The following is a 14,424-nucleotide window of genomic DNA, read 5'->3' on the forward strand; positions in this document are numbered from 1 at the left end:
CCTGCCGGACGGAATGACTACTCCCGTGTATTAACCTCGGGCAGTTGTGGATGATCCCGGCCCAGACGGGTGATCAACAACACCACGGAATCGGCATTGGCCAGCATGAGGTCAATGCGTTTACGAGCATCGTGTTTAAAGATCGGCCGCGCTTGCTCAAGGGTCCTGACACCGCTAAGCGCCTTGATTTTGGCCTTGCCCGGGTTAGCGGGTATATCCGCCCAGGTGCGCTCTTCAGGATCAAATTGCTGAAACAGGTGCTCGGTCGAGATATAGGGTGAATGGCAACTCTGGACGATCTGGTTAAACGACTTGATCTGGCTGCCCAGGGGGGTTGATTCATCCAGCAGGTCCTCGTAAGGAAAGCCGGGATTCAGATAGTTGATGTCCTCGGTATCAAGCGCCTGATGGCTGATCTCATGCAGCATAAAGGCCGCCCGATAATGCACGTTGGTCCTGAAAGGTGGCTGGGTGGCTTTCACAAATGCCTGGCTCAAGGCGTTGGGTGTTTCAAATAGAGTGCTGAAAAAATGCTCACTCAAGTACAGGCGCTTGTGCAAATCCCAGCGGTGAATCCAGGCGACGGCCTTGTCGTTGAACCGGGAGCGGCAGACCACGTATTTACTGGAAGTCAGCGGCGACAGATCGGGATGCAAAAACCTCGCAAGCAGGGGCCCGATCGTTTCATTGAGTCGGTCAAGCAACGGCTGATCAACGTGTTCCACATCAAAGAACGTCTGTATCAACGCTCGGTTCCGGGCATTCTGCGTCCCCGGTTCGAGCAAGGTGTGCAGGGCGCTTTGACTGCGCTGCAGGTAGGTGACGGCCTGGGCATGGGCCTCGCGAATGGCCTGTGCCTTGTCAGGAAAGCGCCGCTCAATGCTGGCCATGCCGATGGCCTGCATCTCATGGGTCAGGCGGTCGGATATCGAAGCAGTGGTCGACAGTACAGGGCCGCCCCCCAGTAACGGTTCCTTGAGATCAAGCTCCCAATGCTCACGCTCGTTGATTTTCACCAGCGGCCCTTCGCGGCCTTCTCCGATAAAAATGCGCCAGCGCTCGCGCCAGGCCTGCACCTGAAAAACATGCCCGCCCAGCAGCACATAGTGAAGACCTGTGCCCGGGTGACGGTACAACCGGGTCAGGCTGTCCTGCTTGAGCTCCAGCAAGGCCACATCATTGGCCTGAAAGGGCTGCAGGCCGATCTCCTGCTCAGGCGTGAGGTGCACCGCCGCTTCGGACTGCGGCTGACGCAAGACTGTCGGAGTCACTGTTTTCAGTTGGCGCAGTGTCAGATAACCACTGCCTATCTGTGCCAGCGACGAGGCAAAATCAGCCACGGCTTCGCCCCACTCGCCTTTTTGCGCGGCCTCGAAACCCTGCTGCACAAAACCCGCCGTTTGCCAGACCACCATGGGAATACTCAGCCTGGCAGGCAAAAACATCAACGCAGTCGATGCAATCAACGAAAACAGGTACTTGAATGACTCCCAGTCGGCTTCGGCGGAGGTCTTCGACTGGGCGGCGGCCATGTCCAGCAACAGGTGGTAGTTGTCGACATACAACTGTTCAAACAGATTGCCCGCGATGGGCCTTGGCGCCAGGGTCGGGGGGGCCGGCCTGAGCATGAAACTGCCGAGGGACGCGTCCACATACTGCGGGATATGGGGCTCCACAAAACCGCCATAGTTGTAGGTTTTACGGGCCTCGGGCTCAAGACGCTGGAGCACCAGCGCCTGCAGGTCCGTGTTGATACGCAGGTCGTCGAGCAAGGCGGCTTCGTTGTTGTACGCTTTGAATGTAAAGCGCTCGCTGTAGTTGACCCACAGGATCTGCGGCCCGGCGCCTGACTCCACAGGCCCAATGATGTAGAGCCCCCTGGCCCGATCAGGATCGGCTTCGGGCTCGGCTACCAGCTCAAATGGCCGGACGATGATCGGCATTCTGTCCAACGTCAGGCGGGCCGCTCCATCTGGCATGTTGATGACCTGCTGTATGTACCGATACGCCATCTCCTGGCCAGGGTCGATCAGTTTTTCCCGCAGGGCCTGTTCCATCACCTGCAGCGAGAGCTGCTCGGAGAATTGTTGTTGGCGCAAGGTCACCCCCGGTTTTCCGGGCGCCAGCTTGTCTTGCAACAAAGCACGGTAATGCGCGCCGATTTCCAGTTGTCGGGTCAGTCGTTTTACATACGTCGCATTCAAGGCCGTCGGCAACGCACTGCCATTAGGGGCTCGCAAGGAAATCGCGCCTGCATTGAGCCGGTAAAAACCGTTAAGCGAAAATTGCGTGAGGGTCTGAACAGTGCGCGTCGTCGCCGCTGGCAAAAAAGAGGGCGTGCTACCAACCGGTACCGGGGAAGGCACATAGGTGTCGATCACCACCTCGATCGCATCCGGGTCTGGCGCCTGCCCCGCGAAGTCGAGCTCCAGACGCAGTTTCAGTAACGCGCGGGCGTACTCGGCAAGCGGCGGGATATCATGCAGGTAGTTTTGCTGTTCCTGCCCTGCCCCTGGATAGCGCTGCAACAACCCGGCATAAGCCAACTTGTCTGCCTTCGAGGCGTTTTTCAACCACTGCGGTATTGCCGCCTCAAACGCTTGCAGGCGCGCCATTTCAACCACAGGCTCCAACACCAGCCCTGCCCGACCTTGTACCAGTTCACTGTGGATAAGATTTTCAAAGGCTTGCGCCGACAAGGGGATGGCTTGAGCCGTACGGCAGGCAAAGCCGGCGTCCGCCAGCACCTTGGCAATAGCCCGTAGCTGGGTCTCTCGGACAAAGTCGTGTTCAACACGTTCGAATTGAAGCCCGCCAATTTTCCCGTTAGCGGTGCTGTCCAGCCAGGCCGTAACCTGCGGCTGCGTGCCCGTGCTGACATGGCTCAGCAGTTCCCAGCGCCGTGCCTTGTCCGCCAGGCGGGCTTGCAGTTGGGTGGTGCACTCGCCCACCGACGCAAAGCCTTCGAACCCCGAATCCGGGCTCCAGAATATGGCCCGGCCGGCAGTTGCAGGCTGCTGACCACCGCGTTCGGTGAACAACAGACAGTTGACGATATCCAGCCCGGCCTGTGCGCCATTGATTGATAGTGCAATGGCAAACACATCGGGAACAAACCCTGCCAATGCTGGACGCCGGGCGCTCACCGGCTGGCTCAGCACCGCGCCCAGCACCGCCAGGTCCGCCGCTGAAAGCCGGTTGCCCGATTGCATCAGCTGCAATTCGGCCCGTAGCATCGCCAACCTCAGGGTACACAGCCTGTCGATCAACGTATCGGCCCTCGGCGGTGGGGCCGGGGTATAGAAAAACGCACGGAGCTGATTGACATACCCCTGGAAAAACCCCGCTGCGGCCTGATCCATGACGTTGATTAGTTCACTGCCTGAAAGTGGCTTGGGCGGATTGAGATCCGGGGTATCCAGCAAGTGCAGGCCCGCCTCTATTCTTTCGGGATCACGCGGCAGCGGCTGTAGTCCGGTGACCTGTTGCAACAATGCTTCCATCAGCGACACCGGCTCACGCAAGCCAGCGACCCGTAACCGCATACGGTCGAGCTCCAGCACGTCATGCCCCGCGCGGGCCAGCGCTTTCACCAGCCTTGAATACGCATACGAAAACGGTGCAGGCCATGGCCGCAACAATTCATCAACCTGGGAAGCGATGTTCATTAACTGCATCACCAGCCCCTCGGCCTGCCCGCCGTTGCCAGCAGCCATCGGGCGGACATTGAAGGTTTCGTTCGATGCAGAGCCGGAATTAAATGTGGAAGTGATTGCCTTCATGGGTGATCTCTCTTCGCTTGCGGACAATGCACAACACGCTATCGCGCCCCCGGACGACAACGGCACTACATAGATACCCGGGCACTTTCCGGGGGATCAAACGACAGCGACAGTTGCCGGTTTGAAGTACCCGAGCCAGGTAATCAACAACGTCTGAGAGTCGGCATTCATCAGGATCACCCTCTCGCGAAACACCGGGTCACTGAAAAACCGGTCACGCACCTCTTCGATGTTTTTGCTGCGGGTCTTGTGGATCAAGCTGTGTGCCAGCTTGAAAGGGAGGGGCAGGTAACTGCGCCGGTTGCTGTACTTCTCCTTGAAAAGATCTGCCTTGCGAATTTCGGTGGTCAGTTGACGATAACGGTGATCCTGCATCTGCCTTTTAAGCGTACGTATCTGACCATCCCAGTCACGCTCGGGAACCAGCAACTCTTCGAAGGGATGGCTTACACCCAGATAATTGATATCAATGGTACCCATGACCAGGTGGCTGAATTCATGGAGCAGAATGGTGGCCGTCGAATGCTTGACCCGGTCGAACTCGCGGCCGTCCACCCCCATCACTGACAGGCTGAAAATCTCGTCGGCCGAGGCGAAGTAACCCTGAGAAAAAAGCACGGTCTTGCGTTTGATCACGCTGCCCAGCGAAGAAACCCGCGCCACTTCTCGCGGGTTGGGCGGTGAGTACAAGCCGTAGCGGCTGGAATGCTGTGGTGAAAACTCGGTGGATTGCAGGGCCGTCAGCAGTTTGTCGACGATGCGTTTGAGCTTGTCGAGCAAGGGGTCGTCGATCTGGCTCACACTGAAGACCCTGGCAAGAAAGCGCCGGGTCTGGGCATTCAGCTGGCTGGCGGAGCCGACTGATTGCAGATGCGCCCTGCAATCAGTCAGATAGCGAATAGCCTGTTCGTGCGCCTCCCGAATCACCTGGGCCTTGCGTGGCTGCAGACGTTCGATGGCAGGCATGCCCAGGACCGTAACTGTGTGCTCCCGTCCAAACGAAACGCTCCCCGATGTACCCGACCGCGTGCCCAGTGCCTGGCCACCGCCTGGCAACGGTTCCTTGAGATCGAGTACCCAGCGCTGATGGGGGCTGCGTTTGACCAGAGGGCCATCGCGGTCTTCACCAATATGAATACGCCATCGATCCTGCCAGGCTGCGACTTGAAACACCTGCCCGTCCAGAACGATAAAGCGGTGGCCTGACTCGGGGTCAGTAAACAACCCGGAGCCAGTGTCTTCATGCAGATTATCCAACGACACATGATTGGCCGCATAGGGCCGCAAGCTGGCCTGCTGTTCACGGGTCATGGTCTCCAGAGGGGCCTCGAAGGCAGCAACGACGTGGGGTTCCCCGGTTGTGCGCCTCAGTGCGCCATGGCTCCCCGCGATCATCAACAACGCCGTGGCAAAATCAAACACGGCCTGCCCCCAGCGATCATCTGCCACGGCCTGAGCAGCTGACTGTGCACTGGTCTGGGCCTGCCAGATCATCAAGGGCACACTCAGCTTGCCCGGCAGAATCAGCAAAGCAGTGTCCGCCAGCAGCGACAGCAGATACACAAGGGAAGCCCAGTCCGCCTGCGCTGCGCTGCGGGCCTGGGTACGAGCCAGGGCCAGCCGCACGTTGAGGGTGTCGACGTACAACCTGTTCAGGCAGTTACCGGTCAACTGGCCGGGATCGAGGCTGGCGGGAGGATTGGCCACCTGCGGCGAGCTCAAGGTCGGATCGACATAGCCGATATGCGGCTCGCGAAATCCCCCATATTCATAAATTTTACGAACCCGGGGTTCCAGCCGCTCCAGCACCTCGTCCTGCAAGGCTCCAGAACCGTGCAATCGATGCAGAAAATCGGACTGGCTGCTGTACTCTCGAAGCGCAGGCCCCTTGCCGTAGAGCACATACAACACCTGCGGCCCGCTATCCAGAGCAGCCGGACCAATCAGGTACATGCCCTGCGCCCGGTCGGGATGACGACCGGTTACGGCGCGAAAAGCCAGTGGCCGCACGACCAGCTCGATGCCCTTGAAGCGTTCGCGGGCTTTGGCGTCCGGGCTGTTCAGTACATGCTCAACGAAATCATGGGCCGTCAGGCTCAATGCGCCCTTGATTCGGGCTTGCAGCGCGTCTTCGAGCACCTGCGCAGGCAGCTGCTGACAGAACAAGCCCTGACGCCGTGCAGCCCCCTCATGGCCCGGGGTGAGCTTTTCGACCAGCAGGGCCTGATAGCTTTCGCCAAGATCCAGCGAACGCACCAGCTCACTCACATAGTGGTCATCCAGCCCCGCAGGCAAAGGTTCTTCGCCCAGTGAGCGATAGCTGCGCACGCCAGAGTGCACATTGAAAAAATGACTCAGGGCAAAGTACGTCAGCGATCGCCTCAGCCTGGAGACTGCCGCGCCTCCGGCGATCTCTCCGCCAGCCGGTCCGCTGTATTGCACCACACTGATTTCGACCTTGTCCGGGTCAATTGCCACGCCCGGAAAGTCAGCCCTCAAGCGTGCCAACAACCGCTCGCGGGCATAGTCGAGCAGCTCGGGCACGTCTTGCGAATACCCCTCGCTCCCGGCCTGTTGAATTCGCAGCAGGATCCGACCGTAGGCTTGCTGGTCACTGGCCGCAGCGTGCTTGAGCCAGTCAGGCAAACCCTCACGGAACTGCCATTGGCGGGCGGCGGCGAGCGTTGCGTCAACATTGAACTGCGCCTGCTCCGACCAGTAGCAATCCACCTGGTTGACCAGTTCCGGTGCCGACACCTGCTGCACCACACCTCGCTCCAGCAGGAAGCCGATATCACTGAGGTGTTTTTCTGTCTCCCGGCGCTGGCAGGCTTCAAGCCAGTCGGTGTCGATCACGCTGGCAGTCCATTTCACATCAACGGCGGCCTGCACCCTTTCGCGCTCACGCAAGCTGATACAGCGCAACAGATGCCATTGTTCAACACGATCCCGCAAGCGGGCCTGCAAGGTCTCAAGGCATGATGCCAGTGAATCGAAACATTCCAGGCTCCAGGCTGCCGTCCACAAGACGGCTTGCCCGGAGTTGACGCTGTCAGTGCCACCGCGCCCGGTCATCACAAGGCAGTTGCGCAGCGTGATGCTTGGGCGTCTGCCCGGCAGGGTTAACGCCAGCTCGCAGACATCGGGGATAAACCCGTTGAGCGCCCGTCGTGCAAGGTAGGTCGAATGCTCCAGCACAGCCCTGACAATGGCACTCCCGTTACTGTCCAGGCGCCCGTCCATCTGCCTGACGAATGCCTCGTAACGCAGCGCCGAGCCCCGGAACCGGGCCAGTCGGCTAATCACGGTCGAACCCGCCAATGCGGCCATCCCCATATAGTAAAACCCGTGCAGTTGCTGCATGAATTGCGCAACGAGGCCCACAGAAGCGCGGTCGAGCAAGGCCAGGACGGCTGCGCCATCGGGGTAATGGATCGGCTTGATGTCCGGGCTGTTTTTTTGCACGCCAAGACGTATTCGCGCGCCATCGACCGGGAGCGGACTCCAGCCTGTGACCCGATCCAGCAACGCATCGACCAGCGGGATAACCCGCAACGGCTCCAACTGCTTGCGCAAAGCCGCGGTGCCATAAATACGCAGCACCAGATGCCCGGGGATCAAATGGCTCAAACCAGGCGACGCCAGATGCTGCTTGAGCCGTCGGTGGGCAAAGCCCCTGAGCTCGGGCCGGCCCAGCAGCATCAGGGCTACCTGCCCGTTGAGCACCTGCAGTTTGCTTTGGATCAAAGGTAACGTAGCGCTGTCACCTGCCGTAGCCGCAGCTGTCGCCGGGCCATCAAGCGCCAGCCGGGTACTCCAGCGCCCTTGCTGGTTGGGCTCCGTCAAGCGTGGATCGAGCAGCGCACGCACATCCAGCCCGTGATCCACCACGGCATTCACATTACAGTCCTTGCCACGTATGGCACCGAGCAGAAAGGTAAAATCCCGCGCCTGCTTGTCGATGATGGAGCGCACACGGTTTTCGAACAGATCACCCTCGATGGTCTCGACACTCAGGACCGGGTCAAGCATAAGGCGCAATACCGGCCGCTGATCGCGTGACACATGACCGAGCAGGTTGTCTCTGTCGCGGGGCTCCTTGAGCCGTGCGAGCACCTGGCCCTTGAGCGTCTCGTCATTGTCAAAGCGCTCAAGTGCAGCCTGTTCGCTGAACAAAAACAGCTCGGGAGTGGAGACCGGTACAGACACACTGAACAGCCCGGCCAGTTCTACCCTGGCACCCCCCTGCCCCAGCAATGACAGGCGGGCGGGCCGCCATTGCCCATGGGCATATCGATCATCATTCAGGCGCGAGCGCCCCACAGCCAACAGTGCATCGAACTGCACGGGATCAATCCGCCCCTCGTGACGAGCCTGTAACAACTCATTGAAAAACCGGTCGCCCATAAACTGAACAGCCAGCACCCTCAGGCTCAACCCTTTTATGTCCAGATACCACCAGGCTTCGAGTTGCTGCTGCATCACGGCCTGAATGCCCCCGACAATTTCCCTGACCAACTGGTACATGCGCACATCCAGCGAGGGTGATCGTGCTTGAGCTGCATCGAAGGCTACGGTCGGGCTCAGATACTCGCGGATGTGATTACCCGGCCACTCGCCTTTGCCCAGGTACGCCAGTGCCAGATCCAGAAGGCTCATGCTCGACAACGGTGGCTGGCTGCCAGCCGTCGCCATCGCATAGCTGTTGACCTGCAGCGTCTGAGCAGACAGGCCCAACCCCTGGAACTCGTGCTCCAGGGCCAGCGTGAGCTGTGCATTGAGCACCCCGCGCAGGGACGGAAGATCGAGCAGGCGCGCCCTCAACAACTCAAGGTTGTGCAAACGCAGATCCTGCAACGAGCGTGTGCGATGCTCAAATACCCGACCCTCAATCAAGCACCGCCTGATCCTCAGGGAGCGCAGTTTTTTCAGGTCTTCACGCACCTCGATCGGCATAAAGCGCAACAAGGTGTCACGTACCAGCGGGTCGGCCAGACGCCGCTTGAGGGTTATGCGCAGCGCGGTTGAATTGGCGATGCGTTCCAATCCACCGAGAGGGGAATACAGGAATGCGCCCGGCGGGTTGCTGTCTGCCCGGGTTACGATGAAATGGCCGGCAAGATCGGCGGCCGGGGCGTTGTCCGCGCCAAGCTCAAGGGCATAGACATGCTGCGGTTGCACCGCAATGACCTGCTGCAGACAGATAAACTCTTGCGCCGTGAGTTGCCCCGCGGCATCGAGCCGCGCCAGGTTGTCCAGATACCCTGTTTGCATGGCGGCGAGCCAGTCATCCGGCTCAAGCTGATCATCTGTCACTGGCGACTGCCTCAGAACCCACGGAAGGCAAATCTTGGCCCGAATCTCCGGTACAACGGCATTAACCGGCTACCACCTGTAAAGATGAACTCTGGTGCAGGGCAAGGCGCGTTATCATGCGCACCTGTATCCGCAGGGCCTTCGCCCGGTAGCGGAGGAACAACCCGGCGTTTATCAAGAGGATCGGCATGTCGCCCTGGCTAACAGTTGTGGGAATCGGTGAGGACGGTTTTGCCGGGCTGGGCAAAAATGCGCGCCGCGCCTTGTTGGGCGCGACCCGCGTAATCGGCAGCCAGCGCCAGCTCGACCTGCTGCCCGCCTGCATTCGCGCCGAGCGCCAGACCTGGCCGAGCCCGTTTTCACTGGCCCCAGTGCTGGCCCTGCGCAACACGCCGACCTGCGTACTGGCCAGCGGCGACCCCATGCTGTTTGGTGTCGGCGCCAGCCTGGCGCGACGGGTAGCGCGGGATGAAATGCAGGTGCTGCCAGCGCCATCGTCCTTTTCCCTGGCCGCAGCACGCATGGGCTGGGCCCTGCAGGACGTAGTCACGCTGTCGGTAGTGGCACGCCCCGTCGTCGCCCTCAATGCCCACCTGCACAGCGGTGTACGTCTGCTGGTACTGAGCAACGATGGCAGCAGCCCGTCCATCATCGCCCGTCTGCTGAGCGCGCAGGGATTTGGTCCCAGCCGCATGACGGTGCTGGAACACCTGGGCGGCCAGGCTGAACGCAGGATCGACACCCGCGCCTGCGACTGGAGTGACCCGCCCGTCGCGGCGCTTAACCTGGTCGCCATCGATTGCCTGGCCGACGCCAGCGCCCGGCCGCTGTCACGTATCGGTGGGCTGCCCGACAGCGCGTTCGAGCATGATGGCCAGTTGACCAAGCGCGATGTGCGCGCCGTAACCCTCGCCCGCCTCGCGCCACTGCCAGGCCAATTGCTGTGGGACGTAGGCGCGGGCAGCGGTTCGATCGGCATCGAGTGGATGCGTACCTGGCCGAGTTGCCGCACCTTGGCGATTGAAGCCGACGAAGGCCGCCAGCAACTGATCGAACGTAACCGCGATACCCTTGGTGTGCCCGGCCTGCAACTTATTCGCGGCAAGGCACCTCAGGCTCTTGACGGTCTGGAGCCCCCGGACGCGATTTTTATCGGTGGCGGCGTAACCCGCGAAGGCGTGCTCGACACCTGCTGGCAGCGACTCAAGCCCGGCGGGCGGCTGGTGGCCAATGCCGTCACCCTGCAAAGCGAAATGCTGCTGATGAGCTGGCGCGAGCGCCACGGCGGCGAACTGACCCGCATCCATATTGCCCAGGCCCAGCCCCTGGGTGAATTCGACACCTGGCGTCAGGCGTTGCCGATTACCCTTCTGGACATGACCAAGCCTCTCGATGCGTGACGAAACTGCCGAACAACCCGCCCCCCTGCGCAGCGGCCTGACCACCGGCAGCTGCGCCACCGCCACCAGCCTGGCCGCTGCCCGCCTGCTGCTGGGCGGCGTGTGTAACGACGCCGTGCAAATCACTTTGCCCAAGGGTAAACAGGTGCAAATGCGCCTGGAGTTCTGCCGTCTGTGGCAAGACGGCGCCGAAGCGGGCACCATCAAGGACGCCGGCGACGATCCCGACGTGACCCACGGCGCACTGCTCTATTCACGGGTGCGCTTGCGACCGGAACCGGGCATTGGCTTTGTTGCCGGGCAAGGTGTCGGCACCGTAACCCGCCCGGGTCTGGTATTGAACGTGGGCGAGCCGGCGATCAACCCTGTGCCACGCAAAATGATCACCGAGCACCTGCAGCAACTGGCAACCGAACTGGGTTACGGCGGTGGCTTTGAAGTGACTGTCAACGTACAGGACGGCGAAGCCCTGGCCCTGAAAACCATGAACCCGCGCCTGGGGATTCTCGGCGGGCTGTCGATCCTGGGCACCAGCGGCATCGTGCGGCCGTTTTCCTGCGCGGCGTATATCGCCTCTATCCACCAGGGCATAGACGTCGCCAAGACCAACGGTTACCTGCACATTGCCGCCTGCACCGGCAATGCCAGCGAAGACACCATGCGCCGGGTCTACAACTTGCCGGAAATCGCCCTGATCGAAATGGGCGACTTTGTCGGCGCAGTGCTCAAGCATCTGCGCAAAGTGCCTGTGGATAAACTGAGCATTTGCGGCGGTTTCGGCAAGATCAGCAAACTGGCCGCCGGGCATATGGACCTGCACAGTCGCCATTCCAGCATCGACCTGCCGCAACTGGCCCAATGGGCAGCGGATATCGGGGCCGACCATCCACTCCAGGAGGCCATCCGCCAGGCCAACACCAGCCAGCAAGCCCTGGCGATGGCCAGTGCGGCCGGTATCGCGTTGGGCGATGTGGTGTGCCAGCACGCTCTGGACTTTGCCCGCAGCGTGGTGCCGGCCCAGGTACAGGTCGAAGTGTTTGCCATCGACCGCCAGGGCGGGATTGTCGGTCACGCCGGAGCCTTTGCATGAAACGTATTTTGTTATTGGGCGGCGTCACCGAGGCGCTGGCCATTGCCCGTACCCTGGGCCCGCAGCATGTCTACAGCCTGGCCGGGGTTGGCCGGGTGCCGACGGACCTGACCTGCGAGGTACGGGTGGGCGGATATGGCGGCGCTGAAGGTTTGGCGCAGTACATCCGCGAACAGCGCATCGACATGCTGCTGGACGCCACCCACCCCTACGCGGCGAAAATCAGCCATAACGCGGCCCTCGCTGCTGCTGCCAGTGGCATCCCGTGCTGGGCGCTGCGCCGCCAGGCCTGGGTGGCGCAGACGGGCGATGACTGGCGTGAAGTGGCAGATTGGAGCGAACTGGTGGAAGCGCTCGCCACCTTCCAGCGCCCCTTGTTCACCTTGGGCCGTGAGCCGCTGGAGCACCTGCACGAAATTCCGCCAGAGCAGTTCTGGACCCTGCGCGCCCTCGACGCTTACCCCGGCACTGCACGCTGCGACGTGATTGGCGCACGCGGGCCGTTCCTCATCGATGACGAACGCCTGTTGTTTGCACAACGGCGCATCGACGTATTGATCAGCAAAAACAGCGGCAGCAGCGCCACCGAACCCAAGCTGCAAGTTGCCCGCGAGCGCGCAGTGCCGGTGTTGATCCTCAAGCGGCCGACGCTGGCGCAGGTGGATCGGGAGTTCCGGACGGTCGAGGAGCTGATGGAAGGGTTGGCGCAGGGGAATTATTTGTGAATGTGTAAAAGCTGGCGATGGTGTATCCTTCAGAATACGATCATGCCCCATGATCACTTTCGAACAAACACGCGAATTCGCCAAATGGTTGGGCGCACTTAAAGACAAAACCGGGCAAGCCCGCATTCTTGCTCGCCTGAAAGCAGCCGGTTTGGGTCACTTCGCCGACTGCGAGTGCGTCGGTGGCGGTGTTTACGAAATGCGGATTCACTGCGGGCCCGGTTATCGAGTCTATTACACCCGCAAAGGCGAAGTGTTCTACCTGCTGCTTGTTGGCGGCGATAAAACCACCCAGACACGAGATATAAAACGCGCAAAACAAATGGCACACACACTGGGTAATGAGGACTGACGCATGACCGAGCAACTTACCCGTTTCGATACCGTTGACTACCTGAAGTCCCCGGAGGATATGGCGGCTTACCTGGACGCCTGTTTCGAAGAGGACCCCGGCGACGGCAGTCTGATCCGAGCGGCGCTCAACGATATCGCCCGCGCCCAAGGCATGACTCAAATCGCCCGCGAAGCCGGGCTGGGCCGTGAAAGCCTGTACAAGGCCCTGGGCAGCAAGGGCAACCCCGAGTTCGCGACTATCATCAAAGTGATGAAGGCGCTGGGGCTCAAGCTGCATGCCACAGCAGCCTGAAATTTGCGCGTACTGGCCGATCGCGACACTTCGCCACACCCGCACTTTTTACTTACGCCGAGCATTCAGGCTAAATAGCCCCTTGATCGCTCCACTCACGGAATTCGTCATGTCCCGACAACGGTTTGCATTTGCCTGGATCGCCTGCTTTGCAGTGCTGTTCAACATGCTCGCCATGTCGATGGCCGGAGCGACCCAATCCGTTGAGCGAGGGCCCACCGAGCAGTTCATGTGGAGCAGCTTCTGCTCCTCCACCGGCACCAAGATGGTCGCCGTATCGTTGGGCACGTTCGAGCCCGCCGACAACCAGCATGACGATCATTCCACCATGCAGCATTGCTGGTGCTGCTCGGGCGCCGCGCCGGTGGTGGCGCTGCCCGCGCATATTCCCAAGCTCTACTTTGCCGCCATCGAGCGGGGCCACAGCCTGGTCCCGGATCACCTCAAGCGCCCCACCCCGCGACAGCAATGGCCGAGCCTCAACCCCCGCGCATCGCCCCTGGTCTGATTCTTCCTCGCAACCCCTTTGCGTTTTGAATCGTTCCGGAGAATTGCCATGTTGAACCTTTCCCTGTTCAAGCACGTCGTGATTGCGGCGGCTGTGTTGCTGCCTGCCTGTTTTGCCAACGCCCACGAATACAAAAGCGGCGACCTCGAAATCGCCCACCCGTGGTCCCAGGAGCTGCCGCCCAATGCGCCCACCGTGGCCGCGTATTTCATCATTCACAACACCGGCAGCACGGCCGATCGGCTGGTCAGTGTCGACACGCCGATTGCCGATAAGGCCGAACTGCACCAGCACATCATGGAAGGCGACTTGATGAAGATGCTGCCCGTGGCCAGCGTCGAAGTGCCGCCCGGCGGCACCGCCACCTTTGCGCCCATGGCGTACCACGTGATGATGTTCGGTCTCAAGGACCGCAGCCTGCTGCAGGACGGCAAGCACTTCCCGCTGACCCTGCATTTTGAAAAAGCCGGCGCCGTGCCGGTTGAGGTCAATGTGCAGAAGCAGGCACCTGAAGACAGCATGGAACACATGCACGCCCACTAACGGCCAAGGTTGCTGATCCCCGTGCGCGAACCTCGCGCCAGGCACTCCATGTCGCATATTCGCGGCAGTTGGCTGAGCCTGTTTGCCATGTTGATGATTTTTATCGGCCCGCTGATTTCCCAGGCGATGCCGATGGATCATCACGCCTCCATGCCCATGTCGATGGATATGAGCATGGACATGTCTGCGCACGCCGAACATGAACAGCCTTCAGCCGACCACCATGCCATCTGGGAAAAGTGCGGCTACTGCACCCTGCTGTTCAGTTGCCCGGCCTTGCCCGGCACCCCGGGCCTGACCCTCTATAACTCACCAGAACCCCGCAGTTACCTGGCCGCCAATCCCCGCCTGGGCCACGCCCGGCAACCGGTCTTCCCGGGCTCCCGCTCCCGCGCGCCTCCCGTATTCCTTTAG

10 protein-coding genes are annotated in these 14,424 nt (G+C 60.8%); 8 read left to right on the forward strand and 2 right to left on the reverse strand.

Annotated features, from left to right (window positions below; genetic code table 11):
* Window positions 1-17 precede the first annotated feature (17 nt).
* Together HBN79_RS00365 and HBN79_RS00370 are read right to left on the reverse strand one after the other, a co-directional pair.
* A complete protein-coding gene (locus HBN79_RS00365) occupies window positions 18-3,782 on the reverse strand; it encodes a DUF6543 domain-containing protein (RefSeq protein WP_169916116.1) in 3,765 nt (1,254 codons plus the stop codon).
* 96 nt (window positions 3,783-3,878) lie between these two features.
* On the reverse strand, window positions 3,879-9,098 hold the full coding sequence (locus HBN79_RS00370; protein WP_169916117.1) for a DUF6543 domain-containing protein: 5,220 nt from the start codon (window positions 9,096-9,098) through the stop codon (window positions 3,879-3,881).
* Window positions 9,099-9,286: 188 nt separating this feature from the next.
* On the opposite strand from HBN79_RS00370, the gene cbiE reads away from it, so the two are divergent.
* The 8 genes from cbiE (at window position 9,287) to HBN79_RS00410 (ending at window position 14,424) form a co-directional block, all read left to right on the forward strand.
* Window positions 9,287-10,498: a precorrin-6y C5,15-methyltransferase (decarboxylating) subunit CbiE gene (cbiE, locus tag HBN79_RS00375; protein ID WP_095017649.1), complete on the forward strand. Its 1,212-nt coding sequence runs from the start codon at window positions 9,287-9,289 to the stop codon at window positions 10,496-10,498.
* Window positions 10,491-11,588 carry a cobalt-precorrin-5B (C(1))-methyltransferase gene (locus HBN79_RS00380; RefSeq protein WP_095026293.1) on the forward strand — a complete coding sequence of 366 codons (1,098 nt, stop codon included), beginning with the start codon at window positions 10,491-10,493 and terminating at the stop codon, window positions 11,586-11,588. Before cbiE ends, HBN79_RS00380 begins: the two co-directional genes overlap by 8 nt.
* Window positions 11,585-12,313, forward strand: a complete 729-nt coding sequence (locus tag HBN79_RS00385) for a cobalt-precorrin-6A reductase (protein ID WP_095025272.1) — start codon at window positions 11,585-11,587, stop codon at window positions 12,311-12,313. The genes HBN79_RS00380 and HBN79_RS00385 overlap by 4 nt, the downstream gene beginning before the upstream one ends.
* Window positions 12,314-12,362: 49 nt before the next feature.
* Complete coding sequence (locus HBN79_RS00390; protein WP_095020804.1) at window positions 12,363-12,665, forward strand: type II toxin-antitoxin system RelE/ParE family toxin; 303 nt, start codon at window positions 12,363-12,365, stop codon at window positions 12,663-12,665.
* Between the two features lie 3 nt (window positions 12,666-12,668).
* Window positions 12,669-12,959, forward strand: coding sequence for an addiction module antidote protein (locus HBN79_RS00395; RefSeq protein ID WP_095024324.1), 291 nt, complete (start codon window positions 12,669-12,671; stop codon window positions 12,957-12,959).
* Window positions 12,960-13,068: 109 nt separating this feature from the next.
* A complete protein-coding gene (locus HBN79_RS00400) occupies window positions 13,069-13,467 on the forward strand; it encodes a DUF2946 domain-containing protein (protein WP_095001016.1) in 399 nt (132 codons plus the stop codon).
* A gap of 48 nt (window positions 13,468-13,515) precedes the next feature.
* Entirely contained in the window at window positions 13,516-14,010 is a 495-nt protein-coding gene (locus HBN79_RS00405) for a copper chaperone PCu(A)C (RefSeq protein WP_095001015.1), read from the forward strand.
* Window positions 14,011-14,058: 48 nt separating this feature from the next.
* Window positions 14,059-14,424: a DUF2946 domain-containing protein gene (locus tag HBN79_RS00410; protein ID WP_095020802.1), complete on the forward strand. Its 366-nt coding sequence runs from the start codon at window positions 14,059-14,061 to the stop codon at window positions 14,422-14,424.

This window comes from Pseudomonas sp. WS 5051, from assembly GCF_012985715.1.
Taxonomy (GTDB): Bacteria; Pseudomonadota; Gammaproteobacteria; order Pseudomonadales; family Pseudomonadaceae; genus Aquipseudomonas; species Aquipseudomonas bubulae.